The organism is Microcystis sp. M079S1, assembly GCF_020246425.1.
GTDB lineage: Bacteria > Cyanobacteriota > Cyanobacteriia > Cyanobacteriales > Microcystaceae > Microcystis > Microcystis aeruginosa.
The window spans coordinates 1-23,140 of record NZ_JADBSZ010000146.1 but is presented as its reverse complement, the minus strand read 5'-3'; the positions used below and the strand labels follow the sequence as shown (position 1 = coordinate 23,140).

Here is a 23,140-nt window from a genome sequence, read left to right as displayed (position 1 = left end):
TCTAGCGATTTTAGTTTCTCCCTGCTGCTTTTTCTTAAGTAGGTGGGTAGAATTAAATATAAGATGAACGTAGGTTGGGTTGAAGAATGAAACCCAACGCCCGCATGGTTTACGCTACTGCTAACCCATCCTACAAATAATTGTGCCTCCCTACTTAATTTAAAGATAAACTTAAGAAACTATAGCCGGGTTAGGGCAATAATTTAGCTTAAAATCAGCAATTTTACCTAATTTTAGCTAGGATTAGCAGACTGGAGTATTTCCCGAAAAATCCTGCGTCGATAGGAAGGAGATTCATTACTCATATTCCATAAAGTTTCGTAGAAAAAGAAAGAAACGCCAAAATTTTGTTGTCTCGATTTTTCCACTTGTTGAGTAATATTAACCATCGGAATCGGACGACCTTTTAAACCAGATAAAATCCCAATAGCCACGGGGATAGATTCTCTAGCTTGCTGTAATTCTGGTTGCGATAATTCCCAGTCAAAGGCGTTCATATCAGTTCGATACACTTGTATTATTAACTCATCAATCAAGTTTTTTTGTTGCCATTTTTGCCAATCTAAAAGATAGGATTCTAGGGAGAAAGTGTAGGGATTAGGAGATAGGGAAATAATCGCTGTAGGTTGGCGCTTTTTAATCGTCTGGGCTAAACTATTCATATAGTCAGTAATTTTATCGGCCCGCCATTGAATCCATGCTTTATCTTGGTAATCTTGCGGTGGTAATTGTCCCGAATGTTCCCTTTGATAGAGTTTAATCGTGGTTTCATCATAGCCAAAATCGGTGGGATAACCAAAATGATCATCAAACTGAATTCCTTCTATATCGTAGTTAGTAATAATCTCACTGACTAAATCCGTAATAAAGTTTTGTACTTGCGGATGTAAGGGATTTAACCACACCCGTTGATGCACTTTTCCTTCCCACCAAATCACACTTTTATCCTGTCTTTGGGTTAACCAATCGGGATGTCGTTTGGCTAATTCTGAATCCGCAGGAGCCATAAAACCAAATTCAAACCAGGGAATAATTCTTAATTTTTTCCGATGACCTTGGCTAATTATTTCCTCTAAAAAGTCGCGATTTTTTAAAGATTCATGGGGATCGATCGCTCGTCCCGTGACTTTTTCTGCTACCTTAGAAGGATAGAGTGTATAACCCCAATTCCAGACCGTGGGATAAATAGTGTTAAAGTTTAAATCGGCCAACCTATCAAGGGCATCTTTTAGGATTTCCGGTTTAAATAATACCTCACTATCGATATTAGTTAACCAAACTCCACGAATTTCGGGGTTTTCTTGGGTTTGATTGGTCGATTGTGCGGGAAAATTAAAGGTTATCGTCATGATAAAAGCAAAGATAATTAAAAATATTAACCAGCTTATTTTCCCGTATCTTTGACTATAAATCACCAAACTATCGGCGAAATTATTAAAAGTTTTACTGATTTTATTCATAATGGGAAGTGGGAAAGTGGGGAGACTTTTCAGTTATCAGTGAACAGTAAACAGTAATCAGTGAACTAATAACTGATAACTGATAACTGATAACTGATAACTGATAATGGCTAAAATAACTAAATTATCTCTCTAAATTGCGAGGATCTAGGGCATCGCGTAAACCATCACCGAGTAAATTAAAAGCTAAAACGGTGAGAATAATTAACAAAGCAGCTGGCCAAATTAACCAGGGTTGTAGAACAATAATTGAGGCATTGGTAGCCAGAGAAAGCATATTTCCCCAACTAGGATCTGGTTGTTGAATTCCCAAACCAATTAAACTTAAAACCGATTCGGCCACGATAAACCCCGGCACGGCTAACGTAGCAGAAATAATGATATAACTGGCAGTTTGGGGCAGCACATGACGCAGAATAATATAAAGGGGTTTTGCTCCCATAGCTTTAGCGGCCTGAATAAATTCCTGTTCTTTCAGGGATAAAACTTGACCGCGAATTACTCGCGCTAATCCCGACCAACTGATAAAAGAAGTAATCAGGACGATTAATAAAAAGCGCTGGGTGCTGGTTAATCCTGCGGGTAAAACGGCCGCTAGGGCCACGAGTAAATATATGCCGGGGATAGTCATTAAAACTTCCACAAAACGCATTAAAATCGCATCTAACCAACCGCCAAAATAGCCAGAAACGCCACCGACAAATAAACCGATAGGGAAAGAAATTAAAATCCCGACCAAACCGATAAATAAACTAATTCTGCCCCCGAAAATCAAGCGACTAAAACTATCGCGTCCCGATTCGTCAGTTCCCAATATATTGATTCTACCATCGCCGATGACTCCGAACAGATGGAGATCAAAAGGGATACCGGGGAATAAAGTTACTTCCTGCCATTTTGGCGGCAAAGGTAGGCGAATTTGACCTAAATTATAGGTTTCACCCTTAACCAAGAGACGCAGCGGCAAGGGTTTGTTAAAATCTCTCATTAGCTTCCGCTCACCAGTTTCTATATTAATAGCACTTTGAGTGGTGGGATAGACGTGGGGGCCAATCCACTCACCCTTGTTACTTCCCGACTGCGAGCGCCAAAAGATTTGGGTGGGGGGTAGGAGAGACTGACCGGGTTGGGAGGAGTAGGGAGAGTAGGGAGCGACAAAATCCGCCGCCATTACGCTTAAATAGAAGATTAACAGTAAAACTGCTCCCCAACGGGCGAGAGGATTATCTTTGAGTTTGTGCCACCAGTCCATAGGCGATGAGGTCAATAGGAGAGTTAATCTTTATTTTGCTAGTTTGATTGCTACAATTTATCATACCAACAAAAAAGCTGTCTAATGTTTATTAATCCCCTTGTTTATGAGAAATCTTCTGTCTATCGTCAAGATTTTGAGACAGCGCAACCGTTTAAGCATTTGGTCATCGATAATTTTTTAGTTGGGGAGCAAGCGCAAATTTTGCTGGACAATTTTCCGAGTTTTAATCCGCAAAAAGCCATTAGTGAGTTAGGAAAAGTTGGCGGGAAGGCGGTTAATGAGGATTTAATCGGTTTGGGGGGTGTTTATCAACAGTTTGGCCGCTACGTTCAAGCTCAAGAGTTTTTAGAGTTAATTTCCGAATTAACCGGTGTCGATAATTTAATTCCAGACCCTAGTTTTTATGGGGGTGGAACCCACGAAAATTTACATGGTCAAGAATTAGACCCTCACATTGATTTTAACCTCGATGAGCGTCATTGGTATCATCGCCGCTTGAATTTATTAATCTATTTAAATCCCCAATGGCAAGCAGATTGGGGAGGTAATCTAGAGTTACATTCCAATCCTCGTCAACCAGAAGAAAATAAGATTAAATCTTTTGTACCTATCTTTAATCGTTGTCTTATTTTTGAAACCAATGAATATTCATGGCATGGATTTTCTCAGATTAATTTACCAGAAAATCAACGGCATTTATCCCGGAAATCTCTGTCTATCTATCTCTATACCAAAGAACGTCTGGACCAGAAATTATCACCATCTCATACAACTTTTTACATCCCGCGCCCGCTGCCAGAAAATATTCAACCCCATCAAGTTTTAAGCTCGGAAGATTACCAACAAATTAAAATTTTACTGAAAAGACGGGATGATTTAATTCGTTTTTATCAAGATAGAGAACTGAAAGAATCTCAGGATTTAGTTAGTTTAAAATCCCATATTAAGCGCTATCTATCCCTCCAATATCCTCGCCTATGGAAAATTATTAAAAGTTTACTCCGTTGGCAAAAGTGACCTGAGAAAAAATCCCTACTTTCCAATCAGAGAGAGTAGGGAATAATCAAAAAAAACTAACTGGGAACTTAGCCTAATAACTGGGTAGCACGCGCAGTTAAAGCATTGGCAGTCAAACCATTATAGGCCATAATTTCCCCGGCACTGGCGGTGGTTTCTCCCCGTTTCCAAGCGAAGACATCCCGACGCGCATTACTGCGTAACATAATCGGTTCTAACATGGCGCTTGTACCACCGGTTACTCCGATTAAAGCATCACCAGCAAAGAGACTGTCAAAACCAGCATCATCAAGGAAATTATTATCAGCTGCCGAGCTAGTTTCACTCATCACATCGCTAGGACGATAGAGACGACGGGGATTAATTACCGAGACGATTTTTACACCGATTCCCGCTGCTTCTAACTGTTGTGCAGACTCAAAGACGGGTAATAAAGTCATATCGCCAATGACGGCAAAAACGACTTTTTTACTGCCTTCCGATTCGTGGAGAATTACGCCGCCTTTTTCTAAAGCTTGACGGGTTTGCTCAAAGGTGGTTCGCACCGGTAAAGGCGATTTACTAGCGGTGATTGTAATGCCTTTATTGCTAGTTCCTAACGCCCATTCATAACAGACTTGAATACTGTTAGCATCGCAGGGAAAGAGAGGAAAAATATTACCATTTCGCATCATAGCGGCGAAATAATTTTCAATCTCTGGGCGTTGGTGTGTCCAACCATTACGCCCTTGCTCTAAGGCTCCGGCGGTGAATAAAGTAATAGTAGAAGGGGTGGGACGACGTAACTCGGCCATCGCTTGGGTTACAGTCTGCCAAATCGGTAAACCATTGATAGCAAAAGACTCGTAGGAACACCATAAAGTCCGCGCTCCCAAGAGAGATAAACCGACGGCTAATCCAGCACAGGCATCCTCGCTTAAAGGCTCATAAACTTGACCGTTAGGTGCTTGGAAATAGGTATCATCGCTGGTGGGGTGAATAATCTTTAAACCGACGTTAATATTATTAATTCCCGAAGCGGCATTACCATCAGCATTAGTGACGACAAAATTGGGGTCAGCTTTACCCACAGCTACCACTAATTCCCCCATGGCAGTGGTGGCCACTTTTTTATCACCACCCACAGTATATTCCGTCATCGGTAAGGTTCCTAAATCCGGCAGCGGGAAGACTTTTTCCGTTACCACTGTTTCCACTGCCGGACCGCCTCCAGAGCGCTCGAAATTAGTACGAACAATTGCCCAAGCTTCAGGGGGTAAAGCGCGTTCTTGTAAGGCACTAACGATATAATCTTTTTCTAAAGAATCGCCTGGATAAAGATTATGGGAAGCCGCTCCCCGTTTGTGAACTCCCGCCCCTTTAAGTTGTTTAATAATGATCACCGTTAGTTGGCCTCCTAAAGCTAATTGGGCGGCTTTATCCGTGGCCATTAACACCGCTTTCATGAACTCCAGACGCTGGTTAAAAGAGAATTTAGTGCTATCTACATATTCCCCATTTTGATTAGCATCATCGAAGTCTTTGGCATTAATGAGAATCACTTCCTCGAAACCATTACCGCGCCAATAGGCTTCCATTTCGGCGTTAGTTTTCAGGGAAACCATGCTATGGTGTTCTTGGGAATAGCCATTCCAAACTAAAATCGGCAGAAAATTGGTAATTTCAGGGTAAGCAGTGTGGAAATGACCAAAACTACTCATAATGTAGGGTTCTCCTAAACCACCATCCCCGATAGTCACAGGGAAAAGGGTATTAGGGTGTAATTTGGCCGCCGCCATGGCAAAATGTTGGCCTTGGCCCAAAGGACCGGCGGGCCCGAGCAGTCCGGGGATTTGTCCAGAAAGATGCCCTAAAAGTCCGTGTTTTTCCCGAAAACGTTCTCCCAATTCCCTGACGTTGCTGATGCCCATGGCTTCGAGAGAGCGATCGAGAAAGACGTTACTATAAAAACCGGGGGCATGATGGCCCACTTCGGTGAAGATATTTTTCTGGCCCAACATCATCAAAGAGGCAATTACGTCGGCAGCGCTGGCAAAACCGCCGGGGTGTCCCGATTCTTTGGTAGCGGTGATTTGTAGGGTGAGGTAACGCAAAGCATCGGCGGCTAGGAGGGTTTGATAGATAGCATTCGGGTCATTAGCGGCAATAATAGCGGTTTTTCCCTCAGCAATAGCGGCTTTTCCTGCATATTTATCAAATTCGGGTAAGGAACCCCCAAAATATTTTATTCCTTGACAAAAATCGGGAATTGTGCTAGTAGCTGTCATAAAATTAATATACCCCTTTACATACAGGCAATCATTAAAACTATCTTACAGTTAGCGGTAACTCTCGATAGATGCGATATTACACGGGGTTTCCATAGGCGATCGACTATTTGTGCTACACTGATCGCCAATGTTAACAATAAAATTAATCCTATTGATCATGTTAAATAGCAGCCAATTACAGGATTTAATCAGTAAATCACTACGTTATCTATTAATTATCGGCACTATTGCCCCCCTAACTTCCTTAGAAGCCCGCCCAGTCCAAGCCACTCCTCCGAGTAGTCCTACACCCCCTAAAGAAGCGATTGCCCCTATCCCCGCAGAAAGCAAAGAGTACACCCTAGGAGAAGGAGATAAAGTCCGCGTCACCGTTTACCAAGTCGCGGATTTAAGCGGCGATTTCCTTGTTTTAGCCGATGGAACCCTGACTTTACCTCTGATTGGTAGCGTCAAAGTGGAGGGAATGACCGTCACCGAAGCCGGCCAAACCTTGGCCAAACGTTACGCCACCTATCTCAAACGTCCCGTGGTTACTGTTAGCATTCTCACTCCCCGGCCCCTGCAAATCGCCATCGCGGGGGAAGTCAATCGTCCGGGTACTTATACAATTAACCCCGAACAAAGCCAAAAAACGCCCCTATTGACCGAAATAATCCGGCAAGCGGGGGGAGTGACTACGGTGGCCGATATTGGTCAAGTTCAAATCCGACGCAACCTCAAGGGACAAGAACAGCTAATTCAAGCGAATCTCTGGCAATTAATCCAAAAAGGCGATACAACCCAAGATATTAGCCTCAGAGATGGCGATAGCATCGTTATTCCCACTAAAACGACCCTTAGCGTCGGGGAAGTCAATCAATTAGCCGATGCCAATTTTGGACTAGATAGCGATCGAGAAATTAATGTTACTGTGGTGGGAGAAGTTTATCGTCCGGGGTCCCATCGTATTGTCCCCACTGCCAACAATAACAATAACAACAATAATGACCAAGATCGCGGCGGCACCAGGAAACCGGCCCGACTAACCCAAGCTATCCAACAAGCGGGAGGCATCAAACCTCTGGCCGATATCCGACAGGTACAAGTGCTGCGTTATACTCGTGACGGTTCCCAGCAGAAAATCCCCGTAGATCTCTGGAGTTTGCTCGATAAAGGTGATATGACCGGCGATATCTTTCTTCAAGAAGGTGATACGGTGATTATCCCCACCGCTACTGAAATCTCGGCCAAGGAATCAGAAACCCTAGCATCGGCTAGTTTTGCCCCTAAAACTATTAACGTGAAAGTGGTCGGAGAAGTGGCCAAACCGGGGACAATTGAAGTTCCTCCCAATACCCCTCTCAATCAGGCAATTTTAACCGCAGGAGACTTTGATAAGCGTCGGGCCAATCAGTCCACAGTGGAATTAATTCGTCTCAATCCTAACGGGACTGTCACCAAAACCTCAATTAACATCGATTTTTCCCAGGGTATCAACGAGAAAACTAACCCGATTCTCCGCAATAATGATGTGGTTGTGGTTCATCGTAGCAGTCTGGCATCTGCTACCGACACCCTCGGCACGGTTTTAAGTCCCTTTACCGGTCTGACAGGCCTCTTCAACGGATTTTTTAATCTTTTCCGTTAAAAAAGTTTACTTTACCCGGATGTCATTAGCTAAGTAATCGAGCTAATAATAGATATAGAAACGGCGAAAAGTCGTGAGCAGTCACGGCTTTTCTGCTCGATAGACTCAGGAAAGAAAACTATGATTTTTCTCCTTACTCTAGCCCTAATCGCCCTGTCGATTAGCTACAATGTTCAAGGCGAAATAATTAGCCTCAGTACCCGCTTATTAGGTCTTTTTTGTGGCTTATTAAGTTTGTTCTTTACACCCCTACCGGTAAAAGTTTTTATCCTTGTCACCTTAGTCCTCTTTAGCTGAGATTTTAAACCCTAAACCCAACTAAAACCCTAAGCATACTTAACCCATCAAAAAAACTGTTATGCAAAAACGCTATCTCGGTCAGACTAATATAGAAATTACTCCCCTTCTCGTGGGTACTTGGCAAGCAGGAAAAAAGATGTGGGCAGGTATTGAAGATGAGGAAAGTATTCAAGCCATTCGTGCCGCTTTTGAGGCAGGAATTACCACTGTAGATACAGCCGAAATCTACGGGGAAGGTCACTCGGAATTGATTGTCGCTCAAGCTTTAGCCGATGTGCGAGAACAGGTAATTTATGCCACCAAAGTTTTTGCTAATCACCTCAAATATGAGCAAGTTATCGCAGCTTGCGATCGCTCTTTAAAAAACCTCCAAACTGATTATATCGATCTTTATCAAATTCATTGGCCTAGTGGCTCATGGAACACGGAAATAGTGCCTATTTCTGAAACTATGGCCGCTCTTAATTATCTGAAAGCAGAGGGAAAAATTCGCGCTATAGGGGTTTCCAATTTCTCCCGCTCTCAACTGGAAGAAGCCAGTCAATACGGCAGAATTGAGAGTATTCAACCTCCCTATTCTCTGTTTTGGCGCTCGGTAGAAAAGGAAATTATGCCCTATTGTATAGAGAATAATATTTCTATTCTGGCCTATTCTCCCCTTGCCCAAGGTTTATTAACAGGAAAATTTAGAAACGGTTATCAGTTGGCAGCCGAGGATCATAGAATTAAAAATAAACTCTTTCATGGCGAAAACTTTCAGAGGGTACAAGCGGCTTTAAATCAATTAGAACCGATTGCTGAACGCTATAATTGTTCCCTAGCTCAATTATCTCTTGCTTGGTTAATTAAGCAACCCCAAACTAATGCAATTGCTGGGGTAAGAAATGCCGCTCAAGCAGTTAATAACGCTCAAGCAATGACAATTAATTTAACCCCAGAAGACCTAAAATTAATTGATAATATTGGTAAACAGGTAACTGATTTCTTGGATGATAATCCCGTGCTGTGGGATTTCTAAAAATTATGCAGCAGTTATCCTAAGGGTGAAGACAGAAGTTTTGGTGGGTGCATCTCAACATTTGCAGAAATACCGACAATCAGCAATTATCAGTGACTCTTAAATTGGTACAAAAATATGAACAATCGCGTCTAAGCATCCCACCGAAAAACTAATGCGCGGGGGGTTTGGGGGCGGCGCCACGACCCCAACGGGGGGTTTGGGGGGTAGAACCCCCCAAAAGCTTGGATTGAGTGATAAAATCGGAAGTAACGCCCAATTTTAAAAGAGAGTTTCCCTTTAAAAATCCCAACTTAGTAGATTTACGAAAGTGAGATTCAGTTCCTGTTCTTTGATTGTAACTGGCTACTTAGTTGATGATAGGTGGTGCGTTAGTAACGCACCCTACGTTTTACTTAGTAGATTTACAAAAGTGAGATGCACCCTATTTAATTCTCAGGAAAAAGCCTGTATAATGACAGCTATAGTCCGATTCTTACCGCAGGATTATCCCTATGGCTAAATCCAAAAAACACAATCTGCAATGGATCAAAGAAACCCTCGACTTAAATCCAGATCATAACTGGAAATCTAGTCCGGGTAACAGTATTTTTGTAGCTGGTCGCGGTGCAGTTCGCTTTGAAGTTCCTCAAGATTGGCATTTTGAACCCGATGATAATTCCTTTCGTTTTTTAGATAGAAAACCCCCCAATGATGATTGTCGTTTAGAGGTTTCCTATAATTTACTTCCTCCCGGAGATTGGAAAGAATTACCCCTGAAAGGAATGGTCAAAAAATTAGCTCGTGAAGATAGCCGCAATCCTCATGAAATCGGCGAAGTTATCCAAGAAAAACGTCAAACTGTGCGCATTGTTTGGGTGCAAATTCAATTCATCGACCCCCAAGAAAATCGGCCAGCTTATTCGCGTATTGCCGTGGGTATTGGTTCTGGGGTTCAATGTTTAATTACTATGGATTATTGGGTCGATGATGCGGACAAATTCACCCCCGTCTGGGATACGGTTATCTCCTCGCTGGTGTTAGGTTTATACATTCGCGATCCCCGCAGCGGTTTAGCTTTCCCCGACTAAAGGTAATAGCAATTTTGCAGGAAAATTTCCTTGACAAAAAACCTTAATTGTGATATAGGAAAAATCGATCGCCCGACTCTGGTGGGGATAGCTGCCGGTTCCCGCATTGACGGGATGTGCAGGAAAGCAAGAGGCACTCAGACTTAAACGCAAGCTATGATCTTGAGGAATAGTGATAAAAGTGGCTTGCATGACAATATTTAGGGGCGATTCGGGATTATTTACCCGTTTATAACCCTGAGTGATATTAAAAACTCGACCATCGGGGGTAACTTGAGAAACCACCGCGCAGATATCGAAACTAACCGCATCTGCTTGACAATAACAATCCAGACGGGGACTACCCAAAATCGTTAAATCTTTCCCTAGGGGGGGAGAAGTGTAGGTAATCACATCACTGCGACAGTCTAGCATAGTGCGGTCGAATATTCCCCCCGGTAGGGCGCTATGACCTCCTAAAGATGGGACCGGTCGCCAAGGATCGTGAACGATGGTATCCTCGATCGCAGGTTCTAACAAAATCGCGCTTAATTTCCCCTCATCCTCGCGCAGATTGGCTAAACCTTGACTAGCAAGATAATAAATTTGCTGATTTTCTGCGGGAAACTTCTCCAGATATCGCCATTGATTAGACCCCATTTGAAATAGATACATAGGAGGATTTTTTAATAACTCCGTTTCCTGACCTTTTAAGAAATAATCAAACCATTGCAGCTGCATTTTATCCACAGGACTAATTGCCTCTTGACCATAATCTATCTCTCCTACTTTTCTCCCCCAGGGTAGATGAGTCCAAGCACCAATAATTAGCTGTTGGGGATAGATAGAACGCGCTTGCATTTCTTGGTATAAACTCAAAGTTCCCCGGAGATGAGGATCGAACCAACCTCCGATATGTAACATCGGTAAATCGATATTTTTTAAAAGGTTTTGCGGTGATAATTTTTGCCAATATTCATCGGGAAGATAACGAGTAATCCAATCGTGATAAAAAGAATCAGCAGCTAAATCTTGCAGAATTTGGGGAGAGGCAGCAATAGGATCAAAAAGGGGTAAATTTCGGGAAGCTACCCAGAGTTTTTGATAAGCTGTTTCGTCCCCTTTTAATCTAGCTGTTTCTGCGGCTAATTGTATTGCCCAAGCGAGATTATATTGTAAATTAAATGCTTCATTTTCATAGCCCCAATCTCGATATAAATCGTGAGCGATCATCGCCGGGCAAATAGTTTTTAAAGCAGCATGACCATTGGCAGCCGAATATAATTGGGTCATTCCCTGATAGGAAAAACCATACATTCCCACCACACCCGTATTATTAGGAATAGTTAAAACCCATTCAATAGTTTCTAATCCGTCGCTAATTTCATGGGCAAATAAATTAAAATTTCCCGTCGAGTTTCCCCGTCCCCGCACATCCTGAATTACTACAATATAACCCTGACGTGCATACCAGCTAGGATGGGCATAAACCACCGTAGAAGCGATCGCTTTTCCGTAGGGTTGTCGCATTAGTAAAATGGGAAAAGATTCCCTACTATCGGGACGATAAATATCGGCAGCTAAACTAATTCCATCTTTGGTGATCAAACTAGCTGTTTCTTTTTTTATGGGGTAGGGATTAAGCATTATTATCTCTTTCAAATAAAAAATACGGTCGGGTGGCTCAATCGAGAAAACTTGACAAAGACCAGATAAAGCTTAACTAAATGTTACAATAGAGGCGGACTGCCTCAACTGCCTAGGACTGGAGAAAAATCAACGATGCTACGACTAGAGAGAATTAGTAAGATTTACCCGACGGGAGAAGTGTTAAAAGATGTCACTTGGGAAGTAAAAACTGGCGATCGCATCGGGTTGGTGGGAGTCAATGGGGCCGGAAAATCCACCCAGCTGAAAATTATTATGGGGGAAGTGGAACCCACCGCCGGGGAGATCATCCGTCCTACCAGTCTCCATATCGGCTATCTTACCCAAGAATTTGAAGTGGATCCCCGTCGGACGGTACGGGAGGAATTTTGGACGGTGTTTCAAGAAGCGAATCAAATCCACCATCAACTCATAGAAATTCCCCAGCGCATGGAAAAAGCTGATCCCGAAGAATTAGATCGCTTAATTCATCAATTGGATCGCCTACAAAGACAATTTGAAGGGTTAGATGGTTACGGATTAGAAGCACGCATCGAGAAAATTTTACCAGAAATGGGCTTCACTGTTGATGACGGCGATCGCTTAGTCAGTTCCTTTAGTGGTGGTTGGCAAATGCGGATGAGTTTAGGCAAAATTCTCCTACAAACTCCCGATATTTTACTCCTCGATGAACCGACTAATCATTTAGACTTAGAAACCATTGAATGGTTAGAAAAATTCCTCAAGGATTTAACCACTCCCATGGTCATAGTTTCCCACGACCGGGAATTTCTCGATCGTCTCTGTACCAAAATTGTCGAAACCGAAAGGGGAGTTTCTACCACTTATTTAGGTAATTATTCTGCCTACCTACAGCAAAAATACGAACAACAATCTGCTCAGTTAAGTGCCTACGAACGTCAACAAAAAGAACTAGAAAAACAGCAAGCTTTCGTCGATCGGTTCCGTGCCAGTGCCACCCGTAGCACCCAAGCAAAAAGCCGGGAAAAACAATTAGAAAAGGTAGAAAAAATTGAAGCACCAATCGCCGATGTGCGGGCCTTAAAATTCCAGTTTCCTCCAGCAGTGCGTAGTGGTCGAGAAGTGGTAACTATTAAAAATATTGTTCACATTTACGATGATAAAATTCTCTTTTTGGGAGCAAATCTGGAAATAGAAAGAGGCGATCGAGTGGCTTTTTTAGGCCCAAATGGTGCAGGAAAATCCACGCTTTTACGTTTAATTGTTGGGTTAGAACCCCCCACAGAAGGCTCGATCGAAATCGGTAAACATAACGTTATTCCTAGTTATTTCGAGCAGAACCAAGCGGAAGCTTTAGACCTAACTAAAACTGTTTTAAATACTATTCATGATGAAGTTCCCGATTGGAAAGATGTGGAAGTTCGCAGTCTTTTAGGGCGATTTTTATTCAGTGGGGAAACGGTATTAAAAAAAGTAGAATCCTTGAGTGGTGGCGAAAAAGCGCGTCTTGCCTTAGCCAAAATGTTACTTGCTCCCGCTAACTTATTAATTCTCGATGAACCCACTAATCACCTCGATATTCCCGCCAAGGAAATGTTAGAATCAGCTTTAAAAGTTTATGAAGGTACGGTTTTAATTGTTTCCCATGATCGTTATTTTATCTCCCAGGTAGCTAACAAAATTGTCGAGATTCGGGATGGCGAATTAATTGTCTATGCGGGAGATTATCACTATTATCTAGAAAAACTAGACGAAGAAAAACAAAAAGCCGAACAAAAACGCATTGAAGCCGAAAAAGCGGCCAAAGCTGCTGCGAAACGGGCTAAACAAAAGGCCAAAAAAGGTTAGAATGTAAAGTATCACCCTATCCACGATTATCTATCGATGAATTAATCTTATGGCAGCTATAAAAGTAGGCGATCGAGTTCCCAATTTTTCTCTCCCTTCCCAAACAGGGGCAACGGTTAATGTCAGCGATTTAATCGGTAAAAAATCCCTGGTAATTTATTTCTATCCCAAAGATGACACTCCGGGTTGTACCGCAGAATCCTGCGCTTTCCGCGATAGTTACGAAGTGTTTACCGATGCGGGTGCGGAAGTTATTGGTATTAGTGCCGATAGTCCCCAATCTCATCAACAATTTGCCCAAAAATATAATCTTCCCTTCACCCTTTTAAGTGATAGCGATAACCGAGTCCGGAAATTATTCGGTGTTCCCTCTACTTTGTTCGTCCTCCCCGGACGAGTTACCTATATCATTGATAAAGAGGGAATCGTCAGACATATTTTTGATTCTATGTTAGATTTTAAGGCTCACGTTACCGAATCTTTGAACACAATTAAATCTTTTTAGGTTGATGATTATGCAAGAAATTAAAACATCTATCCGATAATTAGGCTGGTTCTGACTTAAAAATAACATTAATGGTGTGTTAATTTTGACTAACACACCCTCAATCCATCTTCTATCTTTAATACTAAATCGGGTTATTAAAAACTGATTATTTATTCCCCCTTTTGCCTTTTGCCTCTTGCCTTTTGCCTGTCCTTATAAGTAGCATATACTCAACGGATTTAGTATAAATTTATTCTTACTCATGTCTGCAAGAGATAAGTTTCATGGATTGGTTAAGGATGACTTGGAAAATTAGGGTTGGACAATCACTCATCATCCTTACACTATCGACTTAGGTTTTGTTAATTTTTATATAGATTTAGGTGCAGAAAGGCTATTAGGTGCTACAAAAGACGATGAGAAAATAGCAGTAGAAATCAAAACACTTTTAGCAGCTTCGGCAATTTCAGAATTTCCTACAGTTTTGGACAACTCTTGTCGATTTACCCACTCGATTAAAGCCTCGTTTTCCCAGAACGTAGGCTTTCTCACCCGCTTATCCGTACAGATTGCCTTATCATCTTTCCAGGTATATGGTTCTCTTTTGGTCGCCGTTCTCAGGGGTACTTTTCCAGTATCTAAACTGATTTCTTGGATACTTTCTCTTACTTCTTCCTCCGGAAACTGATGGCGATGAACAATTCTTTGGAGCGTTTTTTCGGAAACTCTTATCCCTGTATATTCTTCCTCTGGTTTTTCGATAAACAAACCCCTAATTGAGCGGTGATGTACTCTAGAGTCTATTGATTGAACCCAAAGAACAACTTCTGGGGCCAAATCCGGCAATTAATTCTCCTGTGGAGGGGGAGTCTGCCGAGAACGGCCCTGTCAAACCACCTAGTATATAGTAAAGACTTTCAGGGTGTTTTGCTTGACCACTCAAATGGACTTGCTATCGGAACGATAAAAGCTTAACTTTCTTTGCGCGATGCTAAATAACAAACTACAACTTCTGTTAACCAGGGTAGGCCCATGGGCTGTTGGAGGCCTGCTCGGCGGTTTGATCGGTTCTCTGGCCGCGGTACTGCTGACTGAGGCAATTAAGCAAACCCTCAGGATTGCCTCTGGCCTAGGCAACGTCTGGCTACTGCTGCTGCCTCTGGTCGGCGTTACCTTAGCAGTGCTAGTCCTGTTTGGACTGGGTAGGGGGCAACCCGTGCAGACCTTAGCTCCCCGGGGGGCAACTTCCTCTAGTCGCTGGGGTTCTCTCATGGACTGGTACTCCTTCCCCCATGACATTGCTCGCGCCGATTTGACCGGCGACGTGGTTAACGCATCCGGCACCGAAGAGCGGTTTCCTTGGAATCTAGCACCGTTGCGCGCCCTGGCCATCCTCTCCACTGTTGGACTGGGTGCGCCTATGGGAACAGAATCACCGGCAGCTCATATTGGCGTGGCGACGGGAACCTGGTTAGGTAGCACAAATCCAGCCCTGGGTCAACTGGTGCGGCCGCTGGCCATCGGCGGCGGTGCGGCCAGTGTTTCTGCCCTGATGGGAATCCCTCTGGTGGGCAGCTTTTTTATGTTTGAGTTGAGTCAGCGACGCCAGGTTCCGATCACCCCGGAGCGGGCAGCGGCGATGTTAGCCGGGGGACTGGTGGGATGGGCAGTCAACGCTGCCTTTAAGCTGCAACTGATCCGGCTGGTCGTGCCGCAGCTTCCCCCGACTGACTTCTGGGATACGGTGGGTGCCACTTTGTTGATCGGAGTGATCGCCGGCACGATTACAGCCCTCACTGGTGAGGCGATCTACTGGGCCAGAGGCTTGCGGGACAGGCCCGCCACTCGTCTCCTGATCGGTGGCCTGGTGATGCTATTCTTGGCGATCGTGATCGGACAGGTGGCGACCCCCGCAGCGGCTTTTGGACCAGGGGGAGCCGCTATCGTCTGGGCCGAAAACATTAAAACAACTCCTTACCATCTGTTAGCGGTAGCTCTGCTCCGGGCCGCGGCCACCACCGCTGCCGTTTTAGCCGGGGGCTGTGGCGGCGTGTTTGTCCCTTTTCTGGCGATCGGCGACCTCAGTGGCCGGGTGTTCGCCACCACCTTTGAGATTTCGGGGGATCTGGCGGGTGCGGCGGGGGCAGCGGCCGGTATTGCTGGTGGCTATCGCCTACCTCTGACCGCCATGGCGATGGTGCTGGGGGTGGGTGGCCCGGGGGCAGCCCAGCTAACCTGCCTTGCCACAGTAGTGGTCGCCGCCCTTTCGGGATTGGTGGCCGCACGGGCAGCCAATCAACTCTCCAGTTCCCTCCGGGCAATGTTCCGCTAGAAGCCACCGTCAGGGGAATGACCGTCATATCCAGAGGGTGCAAGTTCCTTGCGCCCCTACTTTTGGGATTGCCGCCTAACGCAATCTACCAGATCAGCGATCGCATTAAATACGTTTTATTTACCTCATACTAAATCCGGTTATTAAAAACTGATTATTTATTCTCCGTTTTGCCTTTTGCCTCGTGCATGAGTGCCTCTCCTGATATGTAACCTATACTCAACGGATTTAGTATCATACCATTTTTCTAAATTCCTGACAGTAAAATGTAGGGTGCGTTAGACGGCGACAATCTCTGCTCTTACTTAGACTAGCAATCCGTCGTAACGCACCACCCACGAGATCTATTAAAAATAGAATAATGCCTAATTATAGAAGACCTAATGTTTCTGGCGGTACTTATTTTATTACCCAAGTTACTTATCAACGTCAACCCTGTCTATGTAGTGAAATTGGACGGAAATCTCTCAGAGAAGCTCTTCAAAAGGTAAGAGAAAAACATCCTTTTTTAATTGATGCTTTTGTTTTGTTGCCAGAGCATTTTCATTTTTTGTTAACTTTGCCACCAGAAGACAAGGATTTTTCTGTGAGATTGCGATTGATTAAAAGTTATGTCACCAAGCATTATGCAGAACAATTAGGTATTAACCGCGAAGTTTCTCAGTCATGACTAAAGCGAAGCGAGCGCAATCTTTGGCAGCGTCGCTATTGGGAACATTTACCGAATTGATAGCCGCAAACACGCTCCCTAAAAGATCGGCGATCGCACTATAAGATCAGCCTAACGCCCTCCACCTCACCTATAAAATCTACTATAATCAAGACAGCAGGTCATCCAATAGGTAATTCTCAAATGAATTATAAGATTGAAATAGAACAAGAAGAAGATGGACAATATATTGCTGAAATCGTCGAACTTCCGGGAGTTTTAGTTTATGGCAATAGTCAACAGGAAGCTATTTCTAAAGTTCAAGCCCTTGCTTTGCGTGTCTTAGCCGATCAACTTGAACAGGGAGAACTTCCAGAAAATCACCTCAATTTATCATTTGTTGCTCTATGAGTCAATGGTCAGCAACCAAAGCCAAACAAGTTTTAAAAGCATTAAAAAGCATAGGTTGGAAAATTAAACGACTAACATTATATTAATAATCCGCCAACACTGAGCGCTTAAAAACGGATTTACTATCATAATGTGTTGTTTTCTTGATTGTCTGAAGATTGAACACGAAAGGGAGGCGCGACATAATCGGAAGGTAAATAATTTTCGGGAATGGTTGTTGTATTTCCATCTCGTAGGGAAGTGTAACTGGGAGAGAGAATCTCAATCCCAGCTTCATTACACTTGTCTTGAATATTTTGATGGAGTTCTGAATAAATTATTACCATCAAATTGGGTTGGTTAGTGTAAGCATTTAATTGATAACTGATGTAAAAATTATCTAGGCTAGTTTGCAGGACAAAAGGTGCGGGTTCTTTGAGGATATGCTCAGTCTCTAGAGCAGCTTCAATTAAGGTTGTGTGGGCTTTTCGCCAAGGCAAATCGTACCCTAGGGTAATCGTTGTCTGAATAATTAGATTTCTGTTTAATTCCCGTGAGGAAATACTAAAGTTAATCACATTACTACTTAATAAAGATGAGTTAGGAATAGTAATAATTTTATTAGTGGGAGTGCAAATGCGAATTACTAGGAAGTTTTTTTCAATTAGATCGCCAATTACCTCTCCTACCTGAATGTGATCTCCGATGCGAAAGGCACGGGTATAGATAAGAATAATTCCCCCGATAACATTGGCAATAGCCGAAGTAGAACCAAGGGATAAAAGAAGACCTAGAAAAACAGAAACACCTCGGAAAGCAGGGGAATCAAAACCGGGCAAATAGGGAAAAGCAACTATTGCTGCTATGGCAATAATTATGACTAATAGGATATTGTAAGTCGGTTTAGCCCAATCAGTATAAAAACCAGGAATAACCAGATTTCCTCTTTCTATTGCTGTAAAAAAGGGCTTGATTAGCCCGATTAAGTAGTAGGTTATAAAAATGATTATGGCAATAATAAAGGCATTGGGAAGATATTGGCCAATGGACGATAAAACCAGTTCTAATGATTGATAAAAATAACCTAAAATACTCTCGCCAAAAACTCTTGTCCAGGGAAATAAACGAAGTACAAATGTTGCATAATTAAATAATAATAAAAAGAGAAAAAGTAAGCGAATTATCCGAAGAACTCGCAGCCAAAAAAAGCTTATATTAGAGGAAGATATAATCTCAACATTCCCTATTTTAATGCCTGGCGTCAAGGATTCAATCAAACGTCTAATAAAGGGAAATAGCTTCCCTGAAATTTTGATAACTGCAAAGCTAATAATCAAGAAAGCAAAGGTGGCTATAACCGTATAAATGATGTTCTTAAGTAGTTGTTCGGGTTTTCGATCTTGGCGATATTGAGCGATAGCGACCTGAATTTTTTGTAAAGCTTGTTGAGCTAAAACCTCCGGCGTTGAACGATAGGCTTTTGCATCTCGCTCCGTCACCGTTAGAATCACTTCTTGATCTACACTTAAATAAAGTGAGTTATCATCAGGAATCTGCTCAATTGTCAGGTTCTCAATAGGAATAGAATCATTTTGAGCAATTCTTTCAATTCTCCGGGTAATAGCGTTAGCTCTCTCCTCCGCCGAAAATGAAGAAACTCCCCGCCGGATAAAAAAGAGAGTTTTTCCATCTAACATAACTGGAAAGCCGTCAATTTTATTTTCCGGTTGTGTCGGATTTTGAGCTATTCCCAAAAGAGGGGAGGTTAGAGTCAGTAGTAAAACTACAAAAAATATTAGCAAGGTATGCCCAATTTTTTTCATCCATCCTCTAGCTTTAGATGGTGTAGTTAGCATTAAATATCTTTGATTAATATCGACAACTGGTACAAATTGCATAGGATTAAGTCAGATTTTTTTGTGTGTAGTCGGGTAAGCTTCAGGCATTACTGTCCTCGATGAGGTGCAGAGAGCCTAGGTTGAGACAGGAGTGGGAAAATTGGCAACACCAGAACTTTGTAAGGGTTGCCAATATTTAGGGAATTTAAGCGAGTTTTTCCTCAACATCTGTTAGTGATGGAAATGGGAACCAGATAATTTTGACTGATAATTAGACTGAGATTTAAAGAAGGCGATCGCTGAATGAATATCCCGCAACAATAGAGCCGCCATATCGCGACTAAATCCCTCCTTGATCACCACGCGCTGCACGGTTAAATCTTGGCGATTTTTGGGCATTGTATAGGCAGGAACTAACCAACCCCGCTCGCGCAATTTATCCGCTAAATCGAATAAACTATAATTAGATTGATCGCTAATTGTCTCCTTTAATTTCCAAGCAAAAACTGGAATAGTGCTGCCATCGGTAATCAATTCAAACGGTCCCATCTTAGCGATTTCCCCCGATAAATACAGGGCCGTATCTCTACAGGCTTGATGAATTTGTCGATAACCCTCTTTACCCAAGCGTAAAAAATTATAATATTGAGCGACTACTTGATTACCAGGGCGAGAAAAATTCAGAGCAAAATTAGGCAGATCACCGCCTAAATAATTACAATGAAAGATTAATTCTTCTGGCAATTCTGGCCGATCTCGCCAGATAATCCAACCGACGCCGGGATAGACTAAACCGTATTTATGCCCGGAAGCATTAATCGATTTAACCCATTTGAGGCGAAAATCCCAGACTAAATCGGGATCGAGAAAAGGGGCAATAAAACCACCACTAGCACCATCGACGTGCAGGGGAACTTGCCAGCCGGTTTCTCTGTTCAATTTTTCCAGGGCATCATTAATTTCTTGGACGGGTTCGTAACTACCATCAAAGGTACTACCCATAATTGCAATTACCCCGATCGTATTCTCATCAATTAGTTTAATTGCCTCGGTCGCATTGAGATGAAAACGACTCCCTTCCATCGGCACAAAACGCGGTTCTACTTCCCAATAACGACAGAATTTTTCCCAACAAACCTGCACATTAATGCCCATGACTAAATTAGGTTTGTCGGTGGGTTTACCCTCTTTTTGTCGGCGTTTGCGCCATTGCCATTTTAAAGCCATGCCTCCCAACATCGCCGCTTCACTGGAACCAATGGTAGAACAACCGGTTGCCGCTTCGCTTTCGGGAGCATTCCAGAGTCTAGCGATCATATTCACACAACGCAGTTCAATTTCGGCAGTTTGTGGGTATTCATCCTTGTCGATCATGTTTTTATCGAAGGTTTCCGCCATTAATTGTTTGGCTTCCGGTTCCATCCAAGTGGTGACAAAAGTAGCCAGATTCAGGCGAGAATTACCATCAAGGGCGAGTTCATCGCGAATTAAATTGTACGCCACCGCCGGCGGCATTTCTCCCTCGGGAATCTCGTATTTAGGTACGGCGGAAGTCAGAGCGCGGGAAGCATAGGTGGGGGTAATTAGTGCCTCTTCCGGACTAAGGCGATCGAGATTAATTTTCTGATGAACCATAACTTCCTTAATAAAATATCTTTTTTGCTGAGAGTCAATTACCAATCATTCCAAAAATAATAGCAATAATCGAGACGGATAAAAAATAGGAAAGCATCCCTTGGGTTGCTACCAGTCGCCGCATCGCCGTACTATTAATACTTGTATCGGAGGTTTGATAACAAGCCGCCATACAAAAACCTTGATAGAGAAATTCCGTCCAATTGGGTCGATCGCAATTGGGAAAAACTAGGCCTTTACCATCATGATAGTAGCGCACTGCATATTCTTGGCTGTAGATCAGTTGTCTGGCTAACCAAGCACTAATAATACTAAATCCTGTTTAAAGGGTTAATTATTGCTACTATGGCAAGAGTGCCTCCTGCCTGACTTGCACCAGGAGTCTGTTAATAGCTTCGGAAATTGTCAAAACCGAGATGTAGTTACTCATTGAACACCACAAAGGCTAAAATATGGAGTGTTATTTATGAGCCATTTATCCCTATCCGAACAGATTACCGCGGAACTTCTAGCAATCCTGATCGAAGAAGAAGTCACCTATCCCTGGGATGTAACCGCTGTTGAGAGTCATGATCCCTTAGACCTGACAGAAACGCCTTTTTCTCTGTGTGAAGGACTGGAAGCGACGGCGATCGAAGCACAAGCTGATAGATTCTTTAACAGTTTACACCAAAAATTCCCGACAGTTTCCGTTTCACCCCGGTCTAATATCTTTGATAAATTTGCCTCTTTATTGCCGGCCGAACATTTAAATCGTCTAGTAGAAAGCGCTGAAAATCTAGTGAATAGTCAATTAGACAACCTTGATCGCCTTGTTGTTTGTCTTAGCGATCTCTTTCCCCAATGGTCTCCAGAAGATTTACAGGTTTTTGCTCGTCCCTACGCCTATACTATGCGTAGTGGCCAGAGCGAAACTAATATAGACACCGAAAATTGGCAAAATCTTTCCGAAATTGAACAAATTCGCCTGAGTGCAGCCATTGCCAGCCAGATTTTCCGCGACCTGTCTTCTCCTGAATAGTCATCTCATTTTATTTTGCACGACTACATTAGGTTACACTTCATCTTTATGAGAAACGCTATATCTCTTTATCTGATTTTTTGCTTTTTGTTTCTACCCGTCAGAAAGATTCTATAACTTGTGATTAACTTTGAAAGCACTTTTTAGGGTTGGATGCGTCATCAGACGCATCCTATATTTTCAAAGTTTCTTACCTAAAATGTCGTATGAATGCCCCCGCTAAATTTTTCGACAAGACATCAACCTTTGCGGGGGATGAAATCCGACCAGGATATTGACTGCGAAGCACGATTTTAATTCTACCATTTGTAGGTAAACTGTGTTATACTTAATTTATCCAGGGTCGAAGATTAATCAATGCTAGTCGTAGAAGCGAAGCTAAAAAACGGGACACCAGAGCAATATCACCGGCTTGATGAAGCTATCAAAACTTCTCAGTTTGTGCGTAACTGTTGTGTTCGTCATTGGATGGACAATAAGGGGACAACCCGCAATGATCTCCAAAAACTTTGCTCGGTACTAGCTAACAATAAAGAGACCCCTTGGGTTAACAAATTAAACTCTCAAGCTCGTCAATCGGCTGCTGATAGACCCTGGCAATCAATTAGTCGATTTTATCATAATTGTCGTGCCAATATATCAGGGAAAAAAGGTTTTCCTCGGTTCAAAAAGCATAGTCGTTCGGTTGAGTATAAACGGGAGCATCTCACCTTTGTAACCCCTAAATCAGGTTTTTATGTCAAGCTATTTTGAAAGCCTTGCTAGAAACCAGTTTTATGGATAAGTATAATTACTGACTTGCATAAATGAGATGCTCCCAGTATAAACTAACGGGTTACAAACTATCTGATGAGCGACGTAAAATCAAGTTCACCGATGGCTTTAAAGCAGGAGAATTTGATTTATGGTGTAGTCAAAAAACCTTAGTTTATTATTCAGATCAACAGATTAAACGGGTAAGAGTTGTTAGACGTGCTGACGGTTATTATTGCCAGTTTTTAATTGACGTAGAGCGGCAAGAATACCATAAACCAACGGGACAAATAACAGGAATTAACTTAGGGTTAAAAGAGTTTTATACTGACGCTCAAGGTAATACTGTAGAGAATCCACGTTATTTAAGAAAGTCAGAAAAACGACTGAAAAAAGCACAAAGGAGATTATCAAAACGATTTCGTCAAGGAAAGAAACAGTCTAAAAACTATCACAAGCAACGGATAAAAGTAGCTAGGCTTCATCTTAAAGTGTCAAGACAACGTAAAGACAAAGCAATTAAAGACGCTTTGGCGTTAGTCCAGTCTAATGATCTGGTAGT

19 protein-coding genes and 2 pseudogenes are annotated in these 23,140 nt (G+C 42.7%); 14 read left to right on the top strand and 7 right to left on the bottom strand.

Going from position 1 to position 23,140, the window contains the following annotated elements:
- Window positions 1–233 precede the first annotated feature (233 nt).
- Window positions 234–1,460, bottom strand: a complete 1,227-nt coding sequence (locus IM456_RS09650; RefSeq protein ID WP_149985856.1) for a glycoside hydrolase family 10-like protein — start codon at window positions 1,458–1,460, stop codon at window positions 234–236.
- Window positions 1,461–1,584: 124 nt separating this feature from the next.
- Window positions 1,585–2,712 (bottom strand): ABC transporter permease, encoded by a 1,128-nt coding sequence (locus IM456_RS09645; RefSeq protein ID WP_149985857.1) that lies wholly within the window; start codon window positions 2,710–2,712, stop codon window positions 1,585–1,587.
- A gap of 84 nt (window positions 2,713–2,796) precedes the next feature.
- On the opposite strand from IM456_RS09645, the gene IM456_RS09640 reads away from it, so the two are divergent.
- Window positions 2,797–3,732, top strand: coding sequence for a 2OG-Fe(II) oxygenase (locus IM456_RS09640; protein WP_287691509.1), 936 nt, complete (start codon window positions 2,797–2,799; stop codon window positions 3,730–3,732).
- Window positions 3,733–3,800: 68 nt separating this feature from the next.
- Here IM456_RS09640 and IM456_RS09635 read toward each other — a convergent pair whose 3' ends face one another.
- Window positions 3,801–5,999: a phosphoketolase family protein gene (locus IM456_RS09635; protein WP_287691511.1), complete on the bottom strand. Its 2,199-nt coding sequence runs from the start codon at window positions 5,997–5,999 to the stop codon at window positions 3,801–3,803.
- A gap of 130 nt (window positions 6,000–6,129) precedes the next feature.
- On the opposite strand from IM456_RS09635, the gene IM456_RS09630 reads away from it, so the two are divergent.
- The 4 genes from IM456_RS09630 to IM456_RS09615 all read left to right on the top strand — a co-directional run bounded on the left by IM456_RS09630 (window position 6,130) and on the right by IM456_RS09615 (window position 10,017).
- On the top strand, window positions 6,130–7,629 hold the full coding sequence (locus IM456_RS09630) for a polysaccharide biosynthesis/export family protein (protein WP_149985860.1): 1,500 nt from the start codon (window positions 6,130–6,132) through the stop codon (window positions 7,627–7,629).
- A gap of 120 nt (window positions 7,630–7,749) precedes the next feature.
- Window positions 7,750–7,926: a hypothetical protein gene (locus tag IM456_RS09625; RefSeq protein ID WP_172970478.1), complete on the top strand. Its 177-nt coding sequence runs from the start codon at window positions 7,750–7,752 to the stop codon at window positions 7,924–7,926.
- 61 nt (window positions 7,927–7,987) lie between these two features.
- Window positions 7,988–8,947: an aldo/keto reductase gene (locus IM456_RS09620; protein ID WP_287691513.1), complete on the top strand. Its 960-nt coding sequence runs from the start codon at window positions 7,988–7,990 to the stop codon at window positions 8,945–8,947.
- Between the two features lie 494 nt (window positions 8,948–9,441).
- Complete coding sequence (locus IM456_RS09615; RefSeq protein WP_002794004.1) at window positions 9,442–10,017, top strand: Alr1449 family protein; 576 nt, start codon at window positions 9,442–9,444, stop codon at window positions 10,015–10,017.
- On the opposite strand, the gene IM456_RS09610 is transcribed toward IM456_RS09615, so the two are convergent.
- A complete protein-coding gene (locus tag IM456_RS09610) occupies window positions 10,000–11,643 on the bottom strand; it encodes a CocE/NonD family hydrolase (RefSeq protein ID WP_287691514.1) in 1,644 nt (547 codons plus the stop codon). The two genes, IM456_RS09615 and IM456_RS09610, sit on opposite strands and share 18 nt — an antisense overlap.
- A gap of 135 nt (window positions 11,644–11,778) precedes the next feature.
- On the opposite strand from IM456_RS09610, the gene IM456_RS09605 reads away from it, so the two are divergent.
- From IM456_RS09605 to IM456_RS09575, 6 genes are all read left to right on the top strand, one after another.
- Window positions 11,779–13,473 (top strand): ABC-F family ATP-binding cassette domain-containing protein, encoded by a 1,695-nt coding sequence (locus IM456_RS09605; protein WP_149985869.1) that lies wholly within the window; start codon window positions 11,779–11,781, stop codon window positions 13,471–13,473.
- 49 nt (window positions 13,474–13,522) lie between these two features.
- The gene (locus tag IM456_RS09600) at window positions 13,523–13,978 is read left to right on the top strand and encodes a peroxiredoxin (RefSeq protein WP_287691516.1); all 456 of its coding nucleotides are present in this window, start codon (window positions 13,523–13,525) and stop codon (window positions 13,976–13,978) included.
- Between the two features lie 307 nt (window positions 13,979–14,285).
- The gene (locus tag IM456_RS23540) at window positions 14,286–14,648 is read left to right on the top strand and encodes an element excision factor XisH family protein (protein ID WP_502866993.1); all 363 of its coding nucleotides are present in this window, start codon (window positions 14,286–14,288) and stop codon (window positions 14,646–14,648) included.
- Window positions 14,649–14,948: 300 nt separating this feature from the next.
- Window positions 14,949–16,292, top strand: coding sequence for a chloride channel protein (locus IM456_RS09585; protein ID WP_287691518.1), 1,344 nt, complete (start codon window positions 14,949–14,951; stop codon window positions 16,290–16,292).
- 361 nt (window positions 16,293–16,653) lie between these two features.
- A complete protein-coding gene (locus IM456_RS09580) occupies window positions 16,654–16,962 on the top strand; it encodes an REP-associated tyrosine transposase (RefSeq protein WP_253881072.1) in 309 nt (102 codons plus the stop codon).
- A 183-nt stretch (window positions 16,963–17,145) separates the two neighbouring features.
- Window positions 17,146–17,352: a type II toxin-antitoxin system HicB family antitoxin gene (locus tag IM456_RS09575; protein WP_149985872.1), complete on the top strand. Its 207-nt coding sequence runs from the start codon at window positions 17,146–17,148 to the stop codon at window positions 17,350–17,352.
- A 125-nt stretch (window positions 17,353–17,477) separates the two neighbouring features.
- Here IM456_RS09575 and IM456_RS09570 read toward each other — a convergent pair whose 3' ends face one another.
- From IM456_RS09570 to IM456_RS09560, 3 genes are all read right to left on the bottom strand, one after another.
- Window positions 17,478–19,229: a mechanosensitive ion channel family protein gene (locus tag IM456_RS09570; RefSeq protein ID WP_287691520.1), complete on the bottom strand. Its 1,752-nt coding sequence runs from the start codon at window positions 19,227–19,229 to the stop codon at window positions 17,478–17,480.
- Window positions 19,230–19,400: 171 nt separating this feature from the next.
- Complete coding sequence (gene gad / locus IM456_RS09565) at window positions 19,401–20,804, bottom strand: glutamate decarboxylase (protein ID WP_149985873.1); 1,404 nt, start codon at window positions 20,802–20,804, stop codon at window positions 19,401–19,403.
- Window positions 20,805–20,838: 34 nt separating this feature from the next.
- A complete protein-coding gene (locus IM456_RS09560; protein WP_287691525.1) occupies window positions 20,839–21,111 on the bottom strand; it encodes a DUF1345 domain-containing protein in 273 nt (90 codons plus the stop codon).
- Window positions 21,112–21,270: 159 nt separating this feature from the next.
- On the opposite strand from IM456_RS09560, the gene IM456_RS09555 reads away from it, so the two are divergent.
- The 3 genes and pseudogenes from IM456_RS09555 to IM456_RS09545 form a co-directional block, all read left to right on the top strand.
- A complete protein-coding gene (locus IM456_RS09555) occupies window positions 21,271–21,825 on the top strand; it encodes a hypothetical protein (protein ID WP_149985874.1) in 555 nt (184 codons plus the stop codon).
- Window positions 21,826–22,182: 357 nt separating this feature from the next.
- Window positions 22,183–22,515: pseudogene (locus IM456_RS09550) on the top strand (RNA-guided endonuclease TnpB family protein); the annotation flags it as partial.
- 131 nt (window positions 22,516–22,646) lie between these two features.
- Window positions 22,647–23,140: pseudogene (locus tag IM456_RS09545) on the top strand (RNA-guided endonuclease InsQ/TnpB family protein); the annotation flags it as partial.

Bases quoted from the DNA above. Each gene is read 5' to 3' on its own strand.
- IM456_RS09580 (WP_253881072.1), top strand. From the start codon at position 16,654: ATGCCTAATTATAGAAGACCTAATGTTTCTGGCGGTACTTATTTTATT.
- IM456_RS09650 (WP_149985856.1), bottom strand. From the start codon at position 1,460: ATGAATAAAATCAGTAAAACTTTTAATAATTTCGCCGATAGTTTGGTG.
- IM456_RS09615 (WP_002794004.1), top strand. From the start codon at position 9,442: ATGGCTAAATCCAAAAAACACAATCTGCAATGGATCAAAGAAACCCTC.
- IM456_RS09605 (WP_149985869.1), top strand. From the start codon at position 11,779: ATGCTACGACTAGAGAGAATTAGTAAGATTTACCCGACGGGAGAAGTG.
- IM456_RS09610 (WP_287691514.1), bottom strand. From the start codon at position 11,643: ATGCTTAATCCCTACCCCATAAAAAAAGAAACAGCTAGTTTGATCACC.
- IM456_RS09640 (WP_287691509.1), top strand. From the start codon at position 2,797: ATGTTTATTAATCCCCTTGTTTATGAGAAATCTTCTGTCTATCGTCAA.
- IM456_RS09585 (WP_287691518.1), top strand. From the start codon at position 14,949: ATGCTAAATAACAAACTACAACTTCTGTTAACCAGGGTAGGCCCATGG.
- IM456_RS09630 (WP_149985860.1), top strand. From the start codon at position 6,130: ATGTTAACAATAAAATTAATCCTATTGATCATGTTAAATAGCAGCCAA.
- IM456_RS09575 (WP_149985872.1), top strand. From the start codon at position 17,146: ATGAATTATAAGATTGAAATAGAACAAGAAGAAGATGGACAATATATT.
- IM456_RS09645 (WP_149985857.1), bottom strand. From the start codon at position 2,712: ATGGACTGGTGGCACAAACTCAAAGATAATCCTCTCGCCCGTTGGGGA.
- gad (WP_149985873.1), bottom strand. From the start codon at position 20,804: ATGGTTCATCAGAAAATTAATCTCGATCGCCTTAGTCCGGAAGAGGCA.
- IM456_RS09600 (WP_287691516.1), top strand. From the start codon at position 13,523: ATGGCAGCTATAAAAGTAGGCGATCGAGTTCCCAATTTTTCTCTCCCT.
- IM456_RS09555 (WP_149985874.1), top strand. From the start codon at position 21,271: ATGAGCCATTTATCCCTATCCGAACAGATTACCGCGGAACTTCTAGCA.
- IM456_RS09625 (WP_172970478.1), top strand. From the start codon at position 7,750: ATGATTTTTCTCCTTACTCTAGCCCTAATCGCCCTGTCGATTAGCTAC.
- IM456_RS09620 (WP_287691513.1), top strand. From the start codon at position 7,988: ATGCAAAAACGCTATCTCGGTCAGACTAATATAGAAATTACTCCCCTT.
- IM456_RS09635 (WP_287691511.1), bottom strand. From the start codon at position 5,999: ATGACAGCTACTAGCACAATTCCCGATTTTTGTCAAGGAATAAAATAT.
- IM456_RS09570 (WP_287691520.1), bottom strand. From the start codon at position 19,229: ATGCAATTTGTACCAGTTGTCGATATTAATCAAAGATATTTAATGCTA.